This window comes from Bacillus sp. BACIII, assembly GCF_057836745.1.
On sequence record NZ_CM174437.1, the window covers coordinates 2611494 to 2635242 of the forward strand.

Genomic DNA, 23749 nt, shown 5'->3' on the forward strand with positions numbered 1-23749 from the left:
CCTCTCTTATTGATTCATTAAGTCCATCAGTTTTTGTTCCCACTCTTTCGTTGTCAGCGGAGAATCAAGCGGCTGCGAATAATGGCCTCTTGTTTCCGGCGCGACAGGCGTCGTGGCGTCAAGAATCATTTTGTGTGTCATCCCAGCCGGATCAGATCCCGGGTCAAGCGGAAGGACGGACAGGTCAGGAATGATGACTGCGTCGTGTTTCGGATGCATTTTCGTTGAGAGCGCCCACATGACTTGCGGGAGGTTAAACGGATCGACATCCTCATCCACGACAATGACCATTTTGCAGTATCCGAGTCCGTGCGGCGTCGTCAGGGCGCGCATGCCGACCGCCTTGGCAAAGCCGCCGTAGCGCGTTTTCGTTGAAATGATGGCGATCAGGCCGTGCGTATACATCGCGTTGACGGCGACGATTTCGTTCGGATAGGCTTCCTTCAGCTGCTGGTAAAGCGGCACGCACGTATTAATGCCGATCATATAATCGCACTCCGTCCACGGCATTCCTAAGTATAAATGTTCAAAGATCGGATTGTTTCTATGATATACCCGTTTGATTTTGATCACCGGCATGCTGCGGCCGCCGGAATAATGACCCGTGAACTCACCGAAAGGTCCTTCGTATTCCCGTTCTCCCGCGAGGATCTCACCTTCCAGAACGACTTCAGCGCCCCAAGGGATGTCTAAATCAGACAGCTTAGATTTGACGATTCTGTAGGGCTCCCCTTGAATCGCGCCGGCCATTTCATACTCGGATTGGTCGTATAGCAGCGGAGTTGATGCAGCTGTCGTAATCACCGGCTCACAGCCGAGCGCAATCGTAACGGGAAGATTGACGCCGCGTTCTTCAGCCTGGCGAAGATGAATCGCAATATCATGCTGAGGCACGGGCTGAATGCCGAGGCGGTCTTTTCCCTTCACCTGCATTCTGTAAATGCCGACATTCTGCTTGCCGAAATTGTCCGGATCTTCAAGATCGCGGGAAATGACGCACGCTTTATCCAAGTAATAGCCGCCGTCCCCCTGGTTGATTCTGAATAACGGAAGGATGTCAAAAAGGTTGATGTCCTCAGTAATTTCATTTTCATGAAACGGCGCGGTTTCTTCACGTTTGACCGCTACCGGGAATGAATCGTACCGTTTGGCGAACTCAAAGAATTGTTCTTTTACAGGCGTATCTTTCGGCATGCCCAGCATCATCGCGTGATTCGGCCAAGATCCGATGACATTCAGGGCGACCTGTGCATGGTGATGTCCGTAAATATTGTTAAACAAAAGCGCGGGGGTTTTATCCCCGAGGTTGCTGGCTGCACGCGCGGCGGCGCCCAGATCCGGCTCCGGTTTTACCTCTTCGTTGACTGTTAAGAGCTGCCCTTCTTTTTCAAGAGCGGCGAGAAATTCCCTAAAATCCTGATAGGCCATTATCAGATTCCTCCTTTTTGTTTTTCAATTCCGTACCACCGTTTCGCTTCCGGCAGACGGATCCCGAACTGGTCGAGCGTCCGGAACACGATGTGGTCGATCAATTCATCCATGTCAGCCGGCTTGTTGTAAAAGGCCGGCATCGGCGGAAGAATGACGGAACCCATTTTTGTAAGCGTTAGCATATTTTCTAAATGAATTTGGCTGAGCGGCGTTTCTCTTGTCAGCAGCACAAGTTTTTTCCGCTCTTTCAGGATGACGTCTGCCGCTCTTGTCAGCAGATTATCAGCCATTCCGGTGCGGATGCTTGCAAGTGATTTCATGCTGCACGGAGCGATGATCATCCCGTCCGTTTCAAACGAGCCGCTTGAAATCGCTGCCGCCTGGTCTTTGTGAGAATACGTATAGGACGCCAGTTTCTCGACATCTTTTAACGTATAATCGGTTTCATGTGTAATGGTGACATTTGCCCAAGGTGACACGACAAGATGGGTTTCGATCTCCGCGGCTTTTAAATATTCTAAAAGCCTGATCCCGAATATGGCCCCCGTAGCCCCGGTCATTCCGATGACGAGCTTCATATTGACCCTCCTTTACGCTTGAAATATGGTGTCAAAACCATCATACTCCTGATATATCCATATGAAAAATATTCGTTAAATCTATGTATCATACCTTAAAGGTATAACAGAAGGGAGCGCGTTCTCATGGATATCAGGCAATTGCGTTATTTCGTCACCATCGCCCAAGAGCAGAAAATCACAACGGCCGCCAAAAAGCTTCATATGGCGCAGCCGCCGTTAAGCAGACAGCTGAAACAGCTGGAAGATGAATTGGGCGTCATCCTGTTTGACCGCAATAAAAAGAAACAAATGACCCTTACATATGAAGGAAATGTCTTTTTGAAAAGAGCGAAAGAGATTCTTCATAAGTTTGAGGATGCCATTATCGAGGTACAAGAGCTGAAGGAGGAAGTGGCCGGCACGCTTGCCGTAGGGTCTACCATTTACTGCGCCGCGCTCATGCTTGAAAAAGTGTTACAGATGAAAGAACGGTATCCGCATCTTACCTTTAACATTTGGGAAGATGAACCCGTCTCACTGCTGGAGCTATTGGAATCCAGACAGATTGACGCTGCTGTCACCACCACTTTGATTAAAAACGACGGCATTGAATCGAAGGAACTTGAAGACATTCCGTGCGTCTTGGTGCTGTCCGAGCATACGAAACGTCTGTGCGGTGAAACGATTAAGCTGAATGATATCGCCTCTTTGCCTCTGATCCTTTTGCGCACCGTCAATGGAAAGGGTGTGTATGATCAAGTCCTCCATGTTTGTGAACAGTACGATCTCGACCTACGTGTTGTCTGTGAATGCCATGATTCCGCGACGCTCTTGAGCCTCGTATCATCAGGATTCGGCGCCACCATTCTGCCTTTGACGATGATTCCCGTCCATATGCGTTCGCATGTCAAAACGGTTATCATCGAGGACAACCCGTTTGTCATGACGCCGGCCGTCATCTGGAGAAAAGACAGCTATCTCCCGAAGCCGGTCAGACAGTTTTTGGAATTATATTGATCGTGAAACACGGAGATTTCACACTCATGAAAACCAATTACTTGACTCATACTAAAAAAAAGTTATCCTTTACAATTGGGAGCTATTTTTTCTCAATAAAACTACTCAGAAAAGTGGGGATAAAGAAGATGAAAAAAGCATTGTTCGCTTTATTCATGATGGTCAGCATCGCGGTGCTTGCAGCCTGCGGAAACTCACAGGGCAGCGGATCTAAGTCAAATGACAGCGATCTTTGGGCTTCTGTCAAGAAAAAAGGCGTACTGACCGTCGGTACAGAAGGAACGTACGAACCGTTTACCTTCCATGATAAAAAGACTGATAAACTGACCGGATATGATGTGGAAGTGATTCAAGAAGTCGCGAAACGTCTCGGTCTGAAAGCTGACTTCAAAGAAACGCAATGGGACAGCATGTTTGCAGGTTTAAACTCGAAACGGTTTGACGTTGTCGCTAACCAAGTCGGCAAAACAGGCCGTGAGAACCAATATGATTTTTCTGATAAATACACAACGTCAAATGCCGTCGTCGTGACGAAAAAAGACAGCACAATTGCGAAAGAAGCTGATGTCAAAGGAAAAACAGCGGCTCAGTCATTAACAAGCAATTACAATAAATTAGCGAAAGATGCCGGCGCGAAAGTTGAAGGCGTTGAAGGCATGGCGCAATCCCTTCAGCTCATTCAGCAGGGCCGCGCTGATCTGACTTACAACGATAAGCTTGCCGTACTGAACTACTTAAAAACGTCCGGCAATAAAAACGTGAAAATCGCGTTTGAAACAGGCCAGCCGCAGCAGACATATTTCGCATTCCGTAAAGGAAGCGGCGAACTTGTGACTCACGTCAACAAAGCGTTAAAAGACATGAAAGAGGACGGGACTCTTTCTAAAATCGCTAAAAAATGGTTCGGCGAAGATGTTTCTAAGTAACATGCCCGAGCCGGTGATTGCGGCAGCCATTCCTTGGGACCTGGTGCAGCAGTCATTCTGGCCGATTCTTTCCGGGGGAATCTATTACTCGATTCCCCTTACTATTCTTTCCTTTATTTTCGGAATGATCATCGCGCTGATTACGGCGCTCGCCAGAATGTCAAATATGAAACCATTGAGATGGGTGTTCAGCGTATACGTATCAGCAGTGCGCGGCACTCCTCTTCTCGTTCAATTGTTCATCATTTTTTATCTGTTCCCGACCTTTAATATTACGCTGGACCCTTTTCCAAGCGCAGTCATCGCGTTTTCATTAAATGTGGGCGCCTATGCTTCTGAAATCATCCGGGCATCTATTTCATCCGTGCCGAAAGGGCAATGGGAAGCCGGTTATACGATCGGCATGACCTATCGCAAGACATTGTTCCGCGTGATCCTGCCGCAGGCGTTTCGCGTGTCCATTCCGCCATTATCAAATACATTTATCAGCCTGATTAAGGATACATCTCTCGCGTCACAGATTCTCGTCGCGGAGCTGTTCAGAAAAGCGCAGGAGATCGGCGCGCAAAACCTTGATCAAATCTTGGTCATCTATATTGAAGCCGCCTTTATTTATTGGATCATCTGCTTCTTGCTGTCAATCGTACAGCATGTGATCGAACGGCGTCTCGACCGTTATGTGGCCAAATAAGGAGGTTTCGATATGCTTTCCGTCAAAGGATTGAATAAATCATTCGGCCAGAATGAAATTTTAAAAACGATAGATATGGAGATAGAAAAAGGGAAAGTCATCGCCATTCTGGGACCGTCCGGTTCAGGAAAAACGACGCTTCTGCGCTGTCTGAACGCGCTTGAGATCCCCAACCGCGGCGAACTGGCATTCTCCGATTTTTCTATAGATTTCTCTAAAAAAGTGAAGCAGGCTGATATCCTCCGCCTCCGCCGCAAATCAGGCATGGTCTTTCAGGCGTATCATCTGTTTCCTCACCGCACGGCGCTTGAAAACGTCATGGAAGGACCCATTCAAGTGCAAAAGCGTGACAAGGAGCAAGTCAAAAAAGAAGCGATGGAGCTTCTTGAAAAAGTCGGGCTGAAAGACAAAATGAACTTATACCCGTTCCAGCTTTCCGGCGGTCAGCAGCAGCGTGTCGGCATCGCCCGCGCGCTTGCGATTCAGCCCGAGCTGATGCTGTTTGACGAACCGACGTCAGCGCTTGATCCGGAGCTGGTCGGCGAGGTGCTTAAAGTCATTAAGGATTTGGCGAACGAAGGGTGGACGATGGTTGTCGTCACGCACGAAATCAAATTCGCGCAGGAAGTGGCCGATGAAGTCATCTTCATTGACGGCGGCGTCATTGTGGAACAAGGACCGCCGGCCCAAATTTTTTCCGCGCCGAAAGAAGAACGTACGCAGCGGTTCTTAAATCGTATACTGAATCCTTTGTAGGAGCCGGAGAAGAAGCGAAACACTGATTTCGCTTCTTCTTTTTTTCGGCGTTTATGCTACAATGACAATTAATGAAATTTTATGAAAGAAGGGACCTCTTTGAAGCGGGAATTCGTGATGCGCTGGACGTTTTATTTTGCCGGTCTGTTGATTTTGTCTTTCGGGGTATCTTTAACCATTAAAGGAAAAGCTCTCGGCATCAGCCCTTGGGATGCCTTTCATTATGGGCTTTTTCAGCATTTCGGGCTTTCCGTCGGCCAATGGTCCATCTTGGTCGGGGCGGTGATCGTCGTTTTAACCTGCCTGTTCACGAGGACGCTCCCGAAAATCGGCGCCATCTTGAATATGGTGCTGATGGGAATGTTTATTGATTTCTTTTCGTTTCTGCTTCCTGAGGCGCACGCTTTTTCCTTAGCAGCCGTGTTTTTTTCTTTCGGATTGCTGCTGATCGGCTGCGGCGTCGGGGTTTACGTATCAGCCGGGCTCGGTGCGGGCCCCCGTGACTCTCTGATGATGCTGATATCTGAAAAAACGGGCTGGAACGTGCAATGGGTGCGGAACGGCATTGAGCTGACGGTTCTGGCCGCAGCCTGGACGATGGGCGGACCGATCGGAGCCGGAACGATTATTACGGCGGTTTTAACTGGGCTGATTCTGCGCTTTTCTTTGCCGCAGTCCTCTAAACTGTTAACATATGCGATCTCCGGGCGGGCAACGTCCGTACATTAAAAACAAAGCCGAAATGGTTTTGTTTTTTTATTTTCGGACAGCTTGCGTCTGATATGATAGGATGGTTTTGACAATATTTGCAGACGGAGGATCTGGACATGAAGATTTACGGAGTATATATGGACCGGCCGCTTTCTCCGGAAGAAGAAGATCGGATGATGGCGGCCGTGTCCGCCAATAAGCGGGAAAAATGCCGGCGCTTTTACCATAAGGAGGATGCTCACCGCACCTTGATCGGCGATATGCTGATCCGCACCGCCGCGGGGAAGGCTTACGGACTTGATCCGGCCGCGATTTCATTCAGCGTCCAGGAATACGGAAAACCGTATATCCCCGCGCTTCCGGACATGCACTTTAACATTTCCCACTCCGGGCGCTGGGTCGTGTGTGCCGTTGATTCAAAACCGATCGGCATTGATATTGAAAAAATGAAGCCCGGCACGATTGATATCGCCAAACGGTTTTTTTCACCGACGGAATACAGTGATCTGCAAGCGAAACACCCCGATCAGCAGACCGATTATTTTTACCACCTGTGGTCGATGAAAGAAAGCTTTATCAAGCAGGCTGGAAAAGGGCTTTCCCTGCCGCTTGATTCATTCAGCGTCCGCCTTAAAGACGACGGCCATGTGTCCATTGAGCTCCCGGACGGGCATGAACCTTGTTTCATCCGCACATATGAGGCGGACGAGGAGTATAAGCTGGCCGTTTGTGCGGCGCATCCCGATTTTTGTGACGGGATTGAGATGAAAACGTATGAAGAGCTGCTGTAAGCATAGAAAAAGGAGGGTGTCCCCTCCTTTTTTGTCAGCCTGATATTTCCGCCTGTTTCTGCAGCTGCTTTGCTTCTTGATAAATTTCTTCGAACAGATCCGCGATGTGTTCTTCTTCAACACATGAAAATGCGATTCGCAAATCGGTTTCATTAATGGATATCGTTCCGATTCCTCTCTTTTCAAGCAACGACACTCTCAATTCGCCGGCGTTTATGTCTTTCAGCCGGACACACATGAAATAACCCGAGTTAAACGGATAAGGCGTCCATACGTCTTCATAATGCTTGTTTTCTGCAAGAACGGCTTTCACTTTGTCAGCCCGTTTTTTCATGATGTTATATTTCAGCGATTTTTCTTTCTCGTATTCCGGTGACTGCATCGCCCGAAGCATGAATGTTTGGGACGGGTGCGGGGCGCTTGAAATCGTTCCCCTGATAATCCCTTTTGTTTTTTCCTCGAGCACGCGCAGCGCTTTTTCGCTTTTTGTGCTGTACGTAATAAAACCGACGCGGAAGCCCCATGCGTAATTTTCCTTCGTCGCGCCGTCTATTTTCACGCAAAGCACCCGGTCGTGCACTTGGGCGAGTTTGCTGAAGATGGATTCCTGAATGGCCGTTTCATCGTAAAACAGATTGTAATACGCATCATCTACGAGCACGACAATCTCTTTGCCGGCCTCCGCCGCCTCCAGAATCACGCTGACGATTTCTGACGCCTCCTCTTCCCCCGGCGTATAGCCTGTCGGATTATTCGGGAAATTCAGCACGACAATCGCCTTTTCTTCCTGCTTTTTCAGCAGCTCGGACAGCCCCGCCGCATTAAAACGCCCATCCTGCTGAAAAAGCGGGTACGTCTCAATGGATGCCTTGCGCCGGACACCGAAAATGAAGTTGTAATTTCCCCAATATTTATCAGGGAGAAGGAGCGTATCCCCTTCATTGACGAACAAGTCGGCGGCAATACTCAGCCCGTGTGTCAAAGCGTTTGTCACGATCGGCGTGCTGATGTCTTTGCCGGCTAATGAAGGATTTTCGAGACGCATTTTTTTCAGCCATTCCTGTCTGAGCGGCTCTTTTCCCTGCGGCGGAGCATAATCGTAGATATCATCGGGGTTATAGGCGGACAATGTCTCTTGAATATGGGAAAAGTGCATGGACTCCCCTTGTGAGGTGGCGATTCCGATCGTGGCATTATACTTTCCGGCCTTGGCTTTCGCTTCCGCAGATTGCGTCAGCACCCCTTTCGGATAAAACAAATCTTTGCCCAAATCAGAAAGCATATGAAGCACGTGCGGGTTTTCTTCAGATAATGTTCTGTTCAGCTCTTTTGCTGCATCATTCATGTACGACAATCCCTTCAAAATTATATTCCATCAAATCATAACATAAAATTTTTGATAAATGAGAAAACGATCGGGCAGATTTTGTTACAAAAAACAGACAGCGAATGCTGTCTGTCATAACCTATAACAATTGGCCTGCAGTGCTCCTGTTAATAATCTCATAGATTCGTTCCGCCACTTTTGCAGTTTCACTTAATATGAACATGTGGCCGTCGGAAAACTCGTGAAATACGGGATTTGCGGCCCATTTTTTCCATCCGTCCGCATCTTTGATACATTTTTTATCTTTTCGCCCGTTAAAAATATGGACGGGTGATTGAATGGTGTGAAGATCAGACGGCCGGAAGCTTTCAAGCGCGCGGTAGTCGGATCTGAAAGAAGGCAGGAAAAATGACATGACCTCCTTATTTTCCACTAACTCCTGCGGCATTCCGCCAAGCTCGATAATATGGGCGAGAAATTTTTCATCATCAAGATGAGAAACCTTTTTCCTTTCCGCATGCGGCGGCTGAATGGCTGAGATGATCACGGCCTCAGGGTAAATGCCTTCCCGCTCCAGCTTTTGCGCCAGCCTGAAAGCGACCATGCCTCCCATACTGTGCCCGAACAGCACAAACGGACGGTCAGGACGGAGATTCAGCTCCTGCTTGTACAAGCTGACGAGCTGTTCAAAATCCTCAACGGCGGACATTTGATTTGTCCCGTGTCCAGGCGGTTCCGCGGCAAGCATCTCACATTCACCTTGGAGATAGGTGTGGAGCGGGCGGAATGATGCGGAATAGCCTCCTGCGAACGGAAAACAGATGAGCTGCGTTTTTTCTGTGGTATCGAACGATTTAAAGAGCTGGACCATTGGCGGCTTCCTCCTTTTCTATCGTGAAGTTGTCAGCTTCAGATGTTCATTTCTTAGGAATTCGAGCAAAAATGCCGCATTCCTTTCGAGATATTCACCCTGAAGCATTTCTGCGTGAGTCCCGCAGCCTTTTTTCACACGGTATTCACCTTTCGTAGCTTCCTCCCACGAAGCGAGCCACGGCGGCATCGCAAAGTCCGGTTCTGATGTTAATAGATCTATATCCGCATTGACGGTGCCGGTGCTGACAGCATGCACGAAATAAGAATAAAACGCGTTTGTTTTTTGGGCGAGCCCTTCTTTGACGGCTTCGTTATTCAGTGCTTCATTGTCCCTGTTTACCTTCATCAGCGCCTCGACATCACTTTCTACGGTGCGGCCTTCCAAGTCGCTGACGCCTTGTTTTTTATAGGAATCAACCATGATCAGCCGCTCCACTTTACGTCCCCCGGCTTCAAGCCGTTTGGCGGTTTCAAAGGCAAGCGTGCATCCTGCCGAGTATCCGAACAGCTTGACCGGGCCTTCCGGCTGCAGCTGATTGATCAGCTCTGTGTAGCGTTCGATACGGCTGTCTTCCTCGATAAAATCGAACGCGCAGATTCTATAGCCGGACAGATGTTTTGCCAGCGGCTGGTACATCAGCCCGTAACCGAGAACAGGCGGGAACGCAAACAGTGTGTCAGACTGATTTTTATTCATGAGGGTGAGGTCTTTCATCCCTTTTTCTTCACCGTGAAGCAGATAATCGGCAATGCCTGCGATTGTCGGCGCTTCGAACAACAGCTTCACCGGGATGTCCGTACCGAGCTCTTTTTTAATACGGGACGCAGCCGTCATCGCTTTTAAGGAGTGCCCGCCGAGTGCAAAGAAATCATCATGAATGCCTATCTGCTGTCTGCCGAGAATTTCGGACCAGATGTGTGCAATCGTTTCTTCCGTCGCATTTCGGGGCCCAATCCATTCTTTCGCCAGCTGAGCGGGATCCGGTTTTGGCAGCAACCGTTTATTGACCTTCCCGTTTGTCGTTAAAGGAAGCTCCTCTAAGAAAGTAAAGGTTTGCGGCACCATGTAAGCAGGAAGCTGTTTTTTCAGGTGCCCTTTTACGTCTTCGGCTGATAACTGCGCTCGGTTCACGAGGTAGGCGTTGATTGATGCATCTCCAGACTCATGGCGGTCAACAACAACAACCGCATCTTTCACACCCGGGTATTCCTGCAGCTGCTTTTCAATTTCTTCAAGCTCGATCCGGTGTCCGCGAATTTTGACCTGATCGTCAATACGGCCGGCGTATTCAATCGTCCCATCCGGCAGCCAGCGTGCCAAATCCCCTGTGCGGTAAAGCTTTTCTCCCGGCTTGAACGGGTTTGGGATAAACATTTGCTCCGTCAGATCATGACGGTTCAGATACCCTTTTGATACACCCATTCCGCTGATGCACAGTTCACCGACAGCTCCGAATGGCTGAAGCTGGTTTTGCTCGTTAAGAATATAAACACTGGCATTGCTGATCGGCTTTCCGATCGGCAATGAAGAGATGGAATCCGGCATATCATGCACGACGTGAGCTGTCGCAAACACTGTTCCCTCAGTCGGCCCGTAGCAATTAATCAGCTTGCCCGGCCCCATGATCTCAAACGCTTTTCTGACGTGAGGCACAGACGCGCGCTCACCTCCGAATAACACGCAGCGAAGCCCTTTCAGCCAATCCTCTCCCGCATCGGTGAGAAGATTGAAAAGTGCAGTCGTCGCAAACATGACATTGACATTCTCCTGCCGGATCAGGTCAGTCAGCCGTTCTGTATCAAGCAGTGTCTGTTCATCTGCGATAATGAGCCGTGCCGCATTCAGTATTGACGCGTAGAAATCAAAGGTAAATGCGTCAAAGGCGTAATTCGAAACGGATAAGAACGTATCTTTTTCAGAAAATGCCATGTAGTCTACATGCTTGACCAATCCTTGAATATTGGCATGAGTGGTGATATTGCCCTTCGGCTTTCCGGTTGTGCCGGACGTATACATAATATATGCCGGATCATCGGGTTCAATTGCGGTTGCAGGGTCGCTTGCCTGCTCTTCGAACCGTGCTCGATCATCGATGAAAAGTGTTGTTCCTGTATACGGCAGCTGATCCGCTTTTTCTTTCATCTCCTGATGTGTCAGCAGACAGGCTGCATCACTGTCAGTCAGCATATACGAGATTCGGTCCTCCGGCAGCTTCGGATCAACAGGGAGATAAGCCGCTCCTGCTTTTAGTACGCCGAGAATGCCGATCACCAGTTCAAGCGAGCGCTTCGTGTACAACGCGACAACGGAGCCTTTACCCGCACCTTGCTTTTGCAAACGGCGTGCAAGGCGGTTCGCTTCCTCATCTAATTCGCGATAGGAAAGAGTCTGGCCGGAATACGTAAGCGCCGGCGCATCAGGATGAACATTCACCGCCTCTTTGAACCAATCCGTCAGAGGCTTCGCCTGATGGTTTTGAGCAGGCGGGTTTAAGCCTGTAAGCAGAAACTCTCTTTCCTTTTCATCAACAAGACTGATCGTATGAACAGGCTGATCCGGCTTCTGGATGAGCTGCTGAATCGCTGTGAGAAGCTGTGATTTTAAGCGCTGGATAAATGCCTCATCAAACACATTCTCATTATAGGCAAGCTTAATCAGCATCTCATCACCCGGGGAAGCCATCAGGTTGAGATCGTAATTCGACTTCTCAAAAACATGGACATCCTCCATTTCAAAGCCGTTTTCATTGTTTTCTTCATTTTTTGCATCCTGAAGCGGATAATTTTCAAACACAATGATGTGGTCAATCAGCTTTGGCTGATCGGCCTGGCTTTGGATGTCATAGAGCGGCACGTATTGATGCGGCTCAGACTGCAGCGATTGTTCCTGCAGCTGCTTGAGCAATCCGTTAAATGTGGTATCCTCAGACAGTTTCACCCGCCTCGGGACTACATTGATAAACAGCCCGACCATATGTTCAACGCCTTTGATTTCTGCGGGACGTCCGGAAACGACTGTGCCGAAGATCAAATCGCCGGACTGCTGGTAGCGGCTGATTAATACGCTCCACACTGCCTGCAGCGCCGTACTCAAAGTGGTATGCTGTGATTTTGCAAGCTCGTTAAACGCCTTTGTGTCCGCCTCCGGCAGTGAGAAGAGCAGCTCTTTCGGCTCATAGCCGTCCTTTTGTTTCTTTCTTTGCTCCGCAAATGTCGTTTGTCCTTCAAATTCCTCTAAGTACTCGCGCCAGTAATGCAGTGATGCTTGTTTATCCTGCTTTTCAAGCCATTTGATATAGTCCTTATATGGTTTGACCGGCGGCAGGCTGTATGGCTTTTGTTCGCGCAGGGCATTGTATACCTTAAACAGATCCTGTACGACGATGCCAAAGCACCAGCCGTCCAAAATCATGTGATGATAGCTCCACACCCATTCAAAGCTTTCTTCAGCTTTTTTAAAAATAGCCGCACGCATCGGGATATCCCGCGTCAAATCAAACCCCTTGATTTTATCCTGTTCTTTGTATTCATTGATTTTGGCTGCTTGCTCGCTGCCCGGTAAGTGTGCCAGATCGATTTCTTCTATCTGAAACTGCCGTTTTTTCAATACGACTTGGACCGGCCTTTTTACTTTTTCGTGAATGAACACGGTACGAAATACATCGTACCGGTCCATGATCACATTCATGCTTTCTTCAAGGCATTTGATATTCAAGCTGCCTTTTACTTTCATTGTCATTTGTTCGATATAAAAGCTTTGGCCGGGATTCAGGAGAGTATGAAACAGCATTCCCTCCTGCATCGGCGACAAATAATACATGTCCTGAACTTGATCTTTTTTGAACTGGCTCATCTGCTCCGCTCCCCCCTTCTGTTAACTGTTTTTATCACGTTAAATTCTCCTCAAGCATGTCAAAGATGTCTCCCATTTCATCCATCTCAAGATCCTGCGCGCTGAAGTCGCTCGGCGTAAATTCTTTCTCTTCTTTGGCCGTGCAATGGCGGATGATCATTAAGAGGTTTTCTTTAAATCGCTGCATCTGTGCTTCGACTGTGCTTCTTTCATATTCTTCCTGATTGTATGAGCAGGAAATGACGAAGCGGCCGCCTGTAACCATCCCGCTGAAGCTCAGTGCGTATAACGCCTCTGACTCTTCGCTGACTTGACGCCCCATATCATATGGAGACGGTTCAAACCATTCAGTTTTCACTTCATTGTCAAACTGCCCTAGGTAGTTAAAACTGATTTCAGGCGTGGCGCCTTTTTCTGTTTCATCGGATGACAGATACCGGAGAATCCCGTATCCTACGCCTTTATCAGGAACGCGCCGCACCGTCTCTTTTACCGTTTTAATGACGGAAGAGACGCCGTCTTCTTTGCTGATCTGCAGAATCAACGGATATTGAGCCGTAAACCAGCCGACCGTCCGTGAAATATTGACATTCGGTATGATTTCTTCCCGGCCGTGTCCTTCTAAGTTGATGCCGACTTTACCGTTTTCCGTCCATTCACCGATCGTTAAGCCGAGCGCGCTGAGCAAAATGTCGTTGATTTCCGTTCCGTACGGATGATGAACATCTGTAAGCAGCTGCGCCGTTTCTTCCTCAGTTAGTTCACATTTCACGGCCGCCGTATGTTTGACGAGCCGTTTTGTCGGTTCATGGTCTTTCGGCAGCGGCTGGAGTTCTTCTTCATCTGCCTGCGCCCAATAATCCGCCTGCTTCTTCAGCTCTTCTGATTGCGCAAACGCGCTCAGCGCCTCTGCCCAATCCTTAAAGGAGTGGGTTTTCTGCGGGAGGACGATGCTGTTTTGCTGCTTCGCCTGCTTATAACCTGAAGCGAAATCCTCAAGCAAAATTCTCCATGAAACCCCGTCCACGACGAGATGGTGAACCGCAATTAACAGGTGGTCGCCTTGTTCTGTCCGATATTGCTCCGCTTTTAACAGCGGGCCGTTCTTCAGATCAAGACTGCCCTGAAGCTGATCGGCAAGCCGCTGAATCTGGCTTTTCAGCATGTCTTCGTCTGTTCCGTACAGATCAACGATGTCAAAGCTTGCCTTGCATTCTGTGACAGGGAGGTATGTCTGAATGATGCCTTCCCTTTCTTCACGGTAAACCATCCGCAGCGCATCATGGTGTTCGATCAATGCTTGCAGGGTTTTTTCCACCAGGTCCGGATCAAAGCCGTCTTTCGCGTGAAGCATGACGGATTGGTTCCAGTGGTGTTTGTCGGTAAAGTTTTTCTCAAAGAACCAGCGCTGGATCGGCGTTAAGTCCGCTTCGCCTTCGACAGGTCCCTGATCGGCCTGCTTGCCTTCCGTCCGCTCCACATAAGAGACGAGCTCTTCGATGGTCGGATGCTGGAAGAGATCTTTCATCTCCAATTTATACCCGTGCTGGTTCAGGCGGCTCGCCATTTGGATGCCTTTGATCGAGTCGCCGCCGAGCGTGAAGAAATTATCGCTTACGCCGATCTGATCAAGACCGAGCACTTCCTGCCAAATGTCAGAAAGCAGCGTCTCCATCTCCGTTTCCGGCGCTTTGTAAGCGGCGCTTCCCGCTTCAATGTCCGGTTCCGGCAGGGCTTTTTTGTCAATCTTTCCGTTTGCGGTGACCGGAAGCTCGTCCATTTCCACCCAGAACGCAGGGACCATGTAGTCCGGAAGCGTGTCTTTCAGCGCGGCTTTGAGCGCTTCGATATCGTCCTGCTGAGGTGCGACATAGGCGCAAAGCGCGGTATTGCCCGCTTTGTCTTCCACCGCCGTCACCGCCGCGTCATGAACGTCCGCAAGCTGCGCGAGACGGACTTCGATTTCTGAAAGCTCGATCCGGTAGCCGCGCACTTTGACCTGCTGGTCGATGCGGCCGATGTATTCGATGCCGCACTGTGCGTTCCATTTGACGAGGTCGCCGGTCCGGTACATGCGCTCGCCTGGCACGAACGGATCTGCGGTAAACCGCTTCGCCGTTTCTTCTTCACGGTTCAGGTATCCGCGCGCAAGTCCGCGGCCGGCCACGCACAATTCACCGGCAATGCCTTCCGGCTGCACCTGATCGCCGTCACCGAGAATATACGCTCTCGTATTGGCAATCGCCCGTCCGATCGAAAGCGATCCTTCCTCCGGATTGATGACGCCGCTTGTCGCGACGACGGTGTTCTCCGTCGGGCCGTAGTTGTTGACGATCGTGTACGGCTGCTTCACCGCCCGCTTCAGCTTGTCGCCTCCGACGAGAAGCATGCGGAGAGAGGTATTTTCCAGCTCCATAAATTGTTCGGCCAGCTGCGTCGGCAGGAAGGTGATGGTCACACCGTGCTCTTCGAAATAGTGATTTAAGCGGGTGATATCCAGCCGGATCGCTTCATCAATGACATGAAGCTCCGCGCCGATGGTCCATGCCGGGAACATCTCCCAGATGGAAGCGTCAAAACCGAAGCCCGCGTATTTGGCGCTTTTATCCTCCGCCGTCATGGCGAATGCGTCGTGATGCCAGAAACACAGGTTCACCAGCGCATGGTGTTCGACCATGACACCCTTCGGCTGTCCGGTCGTTCCTGACGTGTAAATCATATAAGCGAGATGATCCGCCGTGGTTTCCGTCTGCGGGTTCGCTTCATCATTTTCATCAAGCGGCAGGCTCAGAATGGAGCGGCTGCCGTCAAGCAGGATCGTATCTCCTGTGTAGCTTTCCGGCACGTCGAGCGCTTCCTGCGTGAGAAGCAGCTTGGCCCCGCTGTCCTGCAGAATGTAGCTGATCCGCTCTTTCGGGTAATCGGGATCAATCGGCACAAATGCCGCGCCCGCTTTCAGGACGCCGAGTACGCCCGCGGCCATTTCCAAGGACGGTTTCGTCAAAATGCCGACACGTTTGTCAGCCGTGACGCCGCAGTCCATGAGAATGCGCGCGATCCGGTTCGCCCTTGCGTTCAGCTCGCCGTACGTCCATTTCGCGCCGTTATATGCCGCGGCCGGACGGTTCGCGTGGCGGGCGGCCGTTTCTTCAAAGAGACGGTGAACCGTTTTGTCCAGCGGCACGGAGAGTGTTTTTCCTTTCCATGCGTCAAGGAGGGCTTGTTTTTCAGCATCGCTGATCAGGGAAATCTCAGGCAGCTTTCTGTCCGGGTTTTCTGCCGCTTGCTTCAGAATACGCAGGAACCCGGCGCTCCACTTTTCAATTGTTTCTTTTTTAAACAGATCAGTCGCATATTCAAACTGAAGACCGAGGCCTTCTTGATCCGTAAAGCCGCCGAGTGTCAGATCGAATTTCGCCGTGCCTTGGTTCGACTCATACGGAGTGATGCGCAGGTTCTCCAGTTCCAGTGTTTCTTTATCCGGATCTTCTGTCGTCACCATGACTTGGAACAATGGATTTCGGCTCATATCTCTCGGCAGGTCAAGCTTTCCGATCAGATCTTCAAACGGATAATCCTGATGCGCCAGCGCGTCGAGATTGGTTTGTTTCACCCGTTCGAGCAGCCCGGCGAAGGTCTGCTCTTTGCGCGTTTCATTGCGAAGCGCAAGCGTATTGACAAACATCCCCGGCATTTCCTGAACTTCGGCGCTCGTTCTTCCGGCAGTCACCGAGCCGATAATGATATCGCGCTGCCCCGTGATTTTGCCTAAAAAGACATGGAAGGCGGCATGAAGCACCATATGAAGAGTCGCTCCCGATTGTTCCATTAATTCACGCACCGCTTTTTCCGTTTCACGCCCCGCTCTGAAGCGGACGGACTGTCCTTTAAAGCTTTGAACCGGAGGACGCGGAAAATCGGTCGGCAGGTTCAGTTCAGGAAGCTCACCAGAGAACGCGGAGAGCCAATATTGCTCATGCTCTTTCATCCGTTCGGCCTGCTCGGGTTCATTCTGCCAGATGGCGAAGTCTTTATAATGCAGGCTCGGCGCCGGCAGACTTCCGCCTTTGTAAAGATGAGCGAGCTCTTTGACCAGCATGCTTCTGGACACGCCGTCGGCAATAATATGATGCATATCCAGCAGCAGCAGGTGTTTCTGTTCATTCAGTCTGACAAGAGCGGCCCGAATGAGCGGAGCCGCACTCAAATCAAACGGCTTAATGAATGCCCGAATGATAAGATCGGCTTTCTCTTCATCCGCTGCTTCAAAGATGTGAAGCTCGATGTCAGCCTGTTCTGTGATCCGCTGCATCGGCAGGCCATTTTGATCGATAAAGGACGTCCGCAAAGATTCGTGACGATTGATCATCTGATTGAGCGCTTCCTGAAGCCTTGAAATATCGACTTCTCCCTCCATCAGAAGAACAGACGGCATATTGTAGCTGATTGTGTCCCGGTCAAGCTGGTTCAGGACGTACATCCGTTTTTGGGCGGAGGATAACGGGTACGCGTCTGCACTGTCTGCCGGTGAGATCATGCGATATTTCTCAGATACAGCTGAATTCTCGATATATGCGGCAAGCTGACGGACCGTCGGCTGTTCGAACAGCGCTTTTAACGGAACCGTTTTGTCCAGCTCAGCCTGGATATTGGCAAGGAGCATCATGCCTTTTAAAGAGTGCCCGCCGTAATCGAAGAAATTATCGTCGATGCCGAGCGTATCCGCACCGAGAGTCTTTTGCCAAATGCGGCAAAGCTTCTCTTCCAGCTCCGTTTCCGGCAAGGCTGAAGCCGTTTGCGCCGTCTGGCTTGCGCCCGGTTTCGGAAGGGCGTTTTTATCTGTTTTTCCGTTGGCTGTGAGCGGAATGCGGTCCACCTGCACGAAATAGGCCGGAAGCATATGAGACGGCAGTGTTTCGGAAAGCCGTTTGCGAAGCTCAGAGCCTTTCAGCCCGCTGTCGGCTTTATAGTACGCGCACAGTTCCGGCAGTCCGCCTTCGCTGACTGCGAGAACGACCGCCTCCTGAATGCCGTTTACGCTTAACAGCACAGTTTCAACCTCTTTTAATTCGATACGGTAGCCCCGGATTTTCACCTGATCATCCGCGCGGCCGATAAATTCAATCGTCCCGTCAGAAAGCCTTCGGACGACATCTCCCGTTTTGTACATGAGGCTGTCCGGTGAAAAAGGATTTGAGAGAAATTTCTCCGCCGTCAGCTGCGGACGGTGAAGATATCCTCTGGCAAGCCCCTTCCCGGTAATATAAAGCTCGCCGCTTGCGCCCGGAGGAACGAGCTGCATTGATCCGTCCAGCACAAGGGCGCCGGTATTTGCGATCGGGCGGCCGATCACGGGACGCTGCTCATATTGATCAAGGCGCTCCATATTGATCCGTCCGGCAATGGCGCCGATCGTCGTTTCCGTCGGCCCGTAGTGATTGATGAAGTCAGTATGGGCGTATACGTCATGAAACTTGCGGACATCGGACGTGATGATTTTTTCACCGCCGAGCACCACTAAACGAAGCGGGCTGAAACGGCGTTCTGCCGTAAAACGGGCAGTATTGACGATCATATGGAACAATGACGGCGTCAGTTTCATATACGTAATGCCGTTTTTCTGTATATATTCACCAAGCTGTTCAGGCGAAGTGTACGTCTCTTTCGGCACAATGTGCAGCTCGCCGCCCGCCTGAAGAATCGGGAATATGGCCGTATATCCGAGATCAAATGCGTAAGAAGACAGCAGCACGGATTTATCAGCTTCGGTCAAACCGGCTTCACGGCTGAACCACGTGACATAATTGACTAGATTGCGGTGCTCCAGCTGGACGCCTTTCGGTTTGCCCGTTGTTCCCGAGGTATAAATGATATATGCAAGCTGGTCGGCGTCAGGATTCGTTTCGAGCCGATCGGCGCATTCGTTCCGCCATTCTCCGCCTTCCATTACGACCGTTTTTCCTTTATAAACGGCGGCCGCGGTCATGTTTCTCTCATTGACGACCAGAAGCTTCGTTCCGCTGTCTTCTAGAGAATAGCGGATTCTCTCTTCAGGAGTCTTCGGATCAATCGGGAGAAATGCCGCTCCGGCTTTCATGACGCCGAGAATCGCGGTAATCAAGTCGGCCGAACGATCCATCATAATAGCCACGATGTCCTCACTGCCCGCTCCGCACGCCTGAAGGTGGCGCGCAAACCGGTTCGACTGTTCATCAAGTTCCCGGTATGTCAGACTTGTTCCGCCCGCAACCGCCGTGAGATCAGGCGTTTTTTGCGCTTGCCGTTCAAACAGCGAAACAAAAGTGCCCTCAGGGAGATCCGCTTCCGTACGTTTTTCATCAGAGAGGAGCGCTTCCCGCTCAGGTTCAGATAACAGGCTTGCGTCGGCCAGCTGAATATCCGGATTTTCAGCGCAGGCTTTAATCAGATTGACAAAATGAGCGCTCCAGCGGCGGATGGTTTCGTCCGCAAATAAGGCTTTCGCGTAATCAAAGCTCAGTCCGACCTCTTCTCCGCGCTCAGCCGCTTCTAAGGAAAGATCAAATTTAGCGACATGATGATGCATGGAGTAAGAAGAAATCTCCAAATCTCCGAGCCGCAGAGACGGGATCTCCATGTTCTGCATATTAAATAACACGCTGAACAGCGGACTCCGGCTTGTGTCCCTCGTTAACGGCAGTTTTTCAATTAATTCTTCAAGCGGATAGCTTTGATGCTCGAAAGCTTGAAGACTCGCCGTTTTCACCTCGTCCAGGAATTGCTTGAACGTTTTTTTGCCGGCAGGATGCGACCGAAGCGCGACAGTGTTGACAAACATGCCCGGCACCTCTTGGAGATCAGGATGCTGTCTTCCGGCCGCCGGAGATCCGACTATGATGTCTTCCTGCCCCGAATATTTGGACAGCAGCACTTGAAAAGCGGCTAACAAGAACATGTACATCGTCGTATCTGTATCAGCCAGCAATGTCTTAATCTGCGCCGTCACCTGTTTATCAAGCCCGAAGATGACGCGTTCCCCTTCAAAACTGCGATCGGCAGGACGCGGGAAATCAAGCGGCAGATCCAACACCGGCAGATCGCCTTTGAACGTTTCGAGCCAGTAGGCCTCGTGCTGATCGAGATTTGCTTTTTCACGCTGCCAGACTGCAAAATCCTTATAATGAATCTTTGGCAGCGCAAGCTCCGTACCTTGATAAAGCTTCGCCAGATCACCGATGAAAATGCCCATAGAGCTTCCGTCCGTAATAATGTGATGCATGTCAATCAGCAGAAGATATCGGTCAGCTTCAAGCCGGATCAGCTTCGAACGGACAAGCGGCGCGCGGTTGAGCGCAAACGGTCTGATAAAGGCTTTTGTCAGCTCTTCCGCATCTTCTTCCCGGCCCTCGGCGGTTTCCAGCTGAAAGCTCACATTTTCATGAATGGTCTGCACGACTTCTCCATCCGCCATGTCAAACGATGTACGCAGTGTCTCATGACGGTTGATTAATGCCTGCATGGCCTCTTCAAGACGGTTTTTGTCTACTGATCCTTCCAGCAGAAGTACAGCAGGGACGTTGTAGCTCGTGCTGGCCTGTCCGAGCTGATTAAGGATATACATCCTGCGCTGTGCTGAGGAAACAGGATAATGCTTCTGATGAGGCGCTTGCCGGATCGGTTCAAACTGCTGCTCCTCCTCGCTCTCATGCTCCAAATAATGAGCAAGCTCCTGAATGGTCGGCTTTTCAAATAACACTTTGATCGGCACTTCTTTTTGAAAGTGCTCCTGAATTTTAGCGGTCATCATCATGGCTTTTAAAGAGTGTCCGCCAATCGTGAAGAAATTGTCAGTCACACCCGCTTTTACGCCGAGAATGCCTTCCCAAATGTCTGCGAGTTTCTGCTCCGCTTCCGTTTTCGGCGCTTCGTATTCTTTTTGAACGGCTTCAGTCTGCGGTTCAGGCAGCGCCTTTTTATCAATTTTTCCGTTCGCCGTCAGCGGAAACTGACTCATCTGTATGAAGTGCGCGGGAATCATGTATTCAGGAAGTGATTCCGAAAGTGTTTTGCGCAGGTCTTCCGGTGAAAGGTCCCGGTCTGCGGTAAAGTAAGCGCAGATTTCATTTTCATCCGCTTTATTTTTCCAGATCACAGCCGCAGATTCCGTCACATTCTGCACCTGGCTGATTTTCGCCTCGATTTCGCCGAGCTCGATTCTGAAACCGCGGATCTTTACTTGATTGTCAATTCTGCCGAGAAACTCGATCGTGCCGTCCGGAAGCCACTTCGCCAAGTCTCCCGTCCGGTATATCATTTCATCCGGTCTGAACGGATCGCGGACAAATTGCTTCTCCGTTAGTTCAGGCAGATTCACATAGCCTCTTGCCACTCCGCTTCCGCCGACGCACAGCTCGCCGGGAGCGCCGATCGGCTGAAGGTTGCGGTTTTCGTCCATAATGTACGCAGTGGAATTTCCGATCGGCTTCCCGATCGGGACCGAGCCGTCGTAGTCCTGATCAATGAGAAAACTCGTCGAAAACGTCGTATTCTCCGTCGGCCCGTAGCCGTTCCAAAGAGACAGCTCCGGTGACGCCTTTCTCACCTTGCTGACGATATGCGGTACAAGCGCATCACCGCCGATGATAAGGTGCCGGAGCGTGTTAAACATGCCGGCATCCTTCTGGGCAAGCTGGTTAAAAAGCGGAGACGTCAGCCACATGGTCGTGATCCGCTGCTCTTTCAAAAATTGGGCGAATTGTCCGGCGTCAAGCAGCGTCTCTTTTTTAACAGGATAAAGCGCAGCTCCGTTCAGCAATGCACCGAAGACTTCGAAGGTTCCGGCATCAAAGCTGACGGCTCCCGTTTGCGCCATGCGGTCTTCTTCATGAACCGGCACATAATTCGAGTGTTTGACGAGCCTGATGATATTTCTGTGTTCAATCATGACGCCTTTCGGTTTGCCGGTCGATCCGGATGTATACATAATATACGCCAAGTCGTTTCCGCCGGCAGGGAGACTCAAGTTTGTTCCGCTTACCGTTTCATCCGCGCCTTCATCCAGCATGACGACCGGGACTTGCAATGTGCCCGCTTGCTCCAGATAGTCCTGAACTGTCAGCACGATCTGAATCGAACTGTCTTCCGCCATAAAGCGGAGACGGTCCTCCGGAAAAGCAGGATCAATCGGCACATATGCGCCGCCTGCTTTTAGGACAGCAAGCATGCCGATAACGGTTTCCGCAGACCGGTCGTTCATAATAGCGGCGGTCCGGCCTTTTTCCAGCCCGTTCTTCACAAGATGTCTCGCCAGGCGGTTGGCCGCTTCGTTCACTTCACGGTACGTCCATTCGCGCCCCTCTTCTTTTATCGCGATGCTTGCGGGCGTCCGGTTTGCCTGTGCTTCAAACAAACGGTGAACGGCCTCTTCTTCCGGAAGCGCCGTTTTCGTATCGTTGAATATGTCAACAATCTGCCGCTCTTCTTCGCCTGAAACAAGGCCTAGATCCCGCACGGGCGCGTCAGGCGTTCCGACCGCCGCTTTCATCATGCGGGTCAGATGGTGCGCCGTTCGTTCGATGGCATCATGAGCAAAAGCCGCTCCGTTGTATTTGATTTTGACAGTCCACGTTTTTCCCGGATACACGATGAGATTGAAATCAAAGCTCGTCTGCTCAAAAGCATGTTCAACTTTAATGGAAAAGCCGAGTCTTTCCTCCATGCCCCCGTTTTCCAGCTCTTTGTCCAGCGGATAGTTTTCAAAGGCGACCAAATGATTCAAAAGGCTGCCGTCCAGAGCGGAGCGCTTTTGAATGTCATAGAGCGGCACATAATCATAGCGCTCGGCTTCCACGGCGTTTTTCTGAACTGCCGTCATCACGTCAGAAAAGGTTGCTTCTTTGTCAATCTTGATTCTGACGGGGATCGTATTGATGAACAGGCCGGCCATTGTTTCTATGCCGTTGATTTCTGAAGGACGGCCTGATACGACAGTGCCGAACACCACATCGTCTGTATAGTTGTATTTGCTGAGCACTGCGCCCCACACCGCTTGAAACAGGTTAGGCCCCGTGACTTGATGCCGGTTGGCGGTCTGCTGAATCTGCGAAACCAGCTCTTCATCCCAGACAAAAGAATATTCTTCATTTTGATAGTCTTTCTTTTCCGCTGCCAGACGGCCCGGGAGCAGGCTCGGCTGTTCGAAATCCGCCAAGCGGCTGCTCCAATATTGTTCCGCCTCGTCATAATCCCGGCCTCCGAGCCATTTGATATAGTCAGAGTAAGGTTTGCCCTGGCTTCCTCCGGCGGGCCGGCCGGCACGAAGCGCTTCATAGTTTTGAAACAGACTTTTCATCAAAACGCCCATACTCCAGCCGTCCATGACGATATGATGATTGCTCCAGACGAGATACAGCTCCTTCTCACTGAGTCTGAATACCGCCGCTTTAAAAAGAATATCCTTCGCCAGATGAAAGCCCTGCTGCTGCACGTCGCGTTTATAGCGTTTAATATATTCGGTTTGACGAGCTTCATCTAATTGACTGATATCTTCATAGTGCACTTTCGTCTTCCGTTCGGCCAATACGACTTGGCGCGGTTTTTGAAGCTGCTGGTGCACGAAAACCGTTCGCAGGATGTCATATGTCCGGATCAGCTCATTGACGCTTTTTTCAAAAAGCTCGAGCTGAAAACTTCCGTGAATTCTAAGCTCTAATTGTGTGAAGTAGGAGGAAGAATGCGGATCAAGCAGCGCATGATACAGCATCCCCTCCTGCATCGGTGTGAGTGCATACACCTTTTGAATCGATTTTTTGCTCATATGTCACCTCTGTCTTTT

At 50.4% G+C, this 23749-nt stretch carries 11 protein-coding genes and 1 pseudogene; 6 read left to right on the forward strand and 6 right to left on the reverse strand.

All coding sequences use genetic code 11. The features are described 5' to 3' along the window. Positions 1–6: 6 nt before the first annotated feature. Both bsdC and ACXN9U_RS12745 read right to left on the reverse strand, forming a co-directional pair. Positions 7–1428, reverse strand: a complete 1422-nt coding sequence (gene bsdC, locus ACXN9U_RS12740) for a phenolic acid decarboxylase BsdC (RefSeq protein ID WP_016937282.1) — start codon at positions 1426–1428, stop codon at positions 7–9. Between the two features lie 2 nt (positions 1429–1430). After that, positions 1431–2050: pseudogene (locus ACXN9U_RS12745) on the reverse strand (non-oxidative hydroxyarylic acid decarboxylases subunit B). A gap of 85 nt (positions 2051–2135) precedes the next feature. Here ACXN9U_RS12745 and bsdA point away from each other — a divergent pair. The 6 genes from bsdA (at position 2136) to ACXN9U_RS12775 (ending at position 6883) form a co-directional block, all read left to right on the forward strand. Continuing rightward, on the forward strand, positions 2136–3008 hold the full coding sequence (gene bsdA / locus ACXN9U_RS12750; protein ID WP_489201741.1) for a transcriptional regulator BsdA: 873 nt from the start codon (positions 2136–2138) through the stop codon (positions 3006–3008). Positions 3009–3136: 128 nt separating this feature from the next. Next, a complete protein-coding gene (gene tcyA, locus ACXN9U_RS12755; RefSeq protein ID WP_060963626.1) occupies positions 3137–3934 on the forward strand; it encodes a cystine ABC transporter substrate-binding lipoprotein TcyA in 798 nt (265 codons plus the stop codon). Beyond that, positions 3921–4625 (forward strand): amino acid ABC transporter permease, encoded by a 705-nt coding sequence (locus ACXN9U_RS12760; protein ID WP_016937285.1) that lies wholly within the window; start codon positions 3921–3923, stop codon positions 4623–4625. Before tcyA ends, ACXN9U_RS12760 begins: the two co-directional genes overlap by 14 nt. 12 nt (positions 4626–4637) lie before the next feature. Then, positions 4638–5381 carry an amino acid ABC transporter ATP-binding protein gene (locus ACXN9U_RS12765; protein ID WP_489201742.1) on the forward strand — a complete coding sequence of 248 codons (744 nt, stop codon included), beginning with the start codon at positions 4638–4640 and terminating at the stop codon, positions 5379–5381. A gap of 99 nt (positions 5382–5480) precedes the next feature. Further along, a complete protein-coding gene (locus ACXN9U_RS12770; protein WP_016937287.1) occupies positions 5481–6110 on the forward strand; it encodes a YczE/YyaS/YitT family protein in 630 nt (209 codons plus the stop codon). A gap of 98 nt (positions 6111–6208) precedes the next feature. Next, the gene (locus ACXN9U_RS12775) at positions 6209–6883 is read left to right on the forward strand and encodes a 4'-phosphopantetheinyl transferase family protein (RefSeq protein ID WP_060963628.1); all 675 of its coding nucleotides are present in this window, start codon (positions 6209–6211) and stop codon (positions 6881–6883) included. A gap of 34 nt (positions 6884–6917) precedes the next feature. On the opposite strand, the gene ACXN9U_RS12780 is transcribed toward ACXN9U_RS12775, so the two are convergent. The 4 genes from ACXN9U_RS12780 to srfAB form a co-directional block, all read right to left on the reverse strand. Then, entirely contained in the window at positions 6918–8228 is a 1311-nt protein-coding gene (locus ACXN9U_RS12780) for an aminotransferase class I/II-fold pyridoxal phosphate-dependent enzyme (protein ID WP_060963629.1), read from the reverse strand. 121 nt (positions 8229–8349) lie between these two features. Continuing rightward, entirely contained in the window at positions 8350–9081 is a 732-nt protein-coding gene (gene srfAD, locus ACXN9U_RS12785) for a surfactin biosynthesis thioesterase SrfAD (protein WP_016937291.1), read from the reverse strand. An 18-nt stretch (positions 9082–9099) separates the two neighbouring features. Beyond that, entirely contained in the window at positions 9100–12936 is a 3837-nt protein-coding gene (srfAC, locus tag ACXN9U_RS12790; protein ID WP_489201743.1) for a surfactin non-ribosomal peptide synthetase SrfAC, read from the reverse strand. 34 nt (positions 12937–12970) lie between these two features. Next, the gene (gene srfAB / locus ACXN9U_RS12795; protein ID WP_489201744.1) at positions 12971–23731 is read right to left on the reverse strand and encodes a surfactin non-ribosomal peptide synthetase SrfAB; all 10761 of its coding nucleotides are present in this window, start codon (positions 23729–23731) and stop codon (positions 12971–12973) included. Positions 23732–23749: the final 18 nt, after the last annotated feature.

Excerpts from the sequence above, each read along its gene's own strand:
- bsdC (WP_016937282.1), bottom strand. The coding sequence starts at position 1,428 with ATGGCCTATCAGGATTTTAGGGAATTTCTCGCCGCTCTTGAAAAAGAA.
- bsdA (WP_489201741.1), top strand. The coding sequence starts at position 2,136 with ATGGATATCAGGCAATTGCGTTATTTCGTCACCATCGCCCAAGAGCAG.
- tcyA (WP_060963626.1), top strand. The coding sequence starts at position 3,137 with ATGAAAAAAGCATTGTTCGCTTTATTCATGATGGTCAGCATCGCGGTG.
- ACXN9U_RS12760 (WP_016937285.1), top strand. The coding sequence starts at position 3,921 with ATGTTTCTAAGTAACATGCCCGAGCCGGTGATTGCGGCAGCCATTCCT.
- ACXN9U_RS12765 (WP_489201742.1), top strand. The coding sequence starts at position 4,638 with ATGCTTTCCGTCAAAGGATTGAATAAATCATTCGGCCAGAATGAAATT.
- ACXN9U_RS12775 (WP_060963628.1), top strand. The coding sequence starts at position 6,209 with ATGAAGATTTACGGAGTATATATGGACCGGCCGCTTTCTCCGGAAGAA.
- ACXN9U_RS12780 (WP_060963629.1), bottom strand. The coding sequence starts at position 8,228 with ATGAATGATGCAGCAAAAGAGCTGAACAGAACATTATCTGAAGAAAAC.
- srfAD (WP_016937291.1), bottom strand. The coding sequence starts at position 9,081 with ATGGTCCAGCTCTTTAAATCGTTCGATACCACAGAAAAAACGCAGCTC.
- srfAC (WP_489201743.1), bottom strand. The coding sequence starts at position 12,936 with ATGAGCCAGTTCAAAAAAGATCAAGTTCAGGACATGTATTATTTGTCG.
- srfAB (WP_489201744.1), bottom strand. The coding sequence starts at position 23,731 with ATGAGCAAAAAATCGATTCAAAAGGTGTATGCACTCACACCGATGCAG.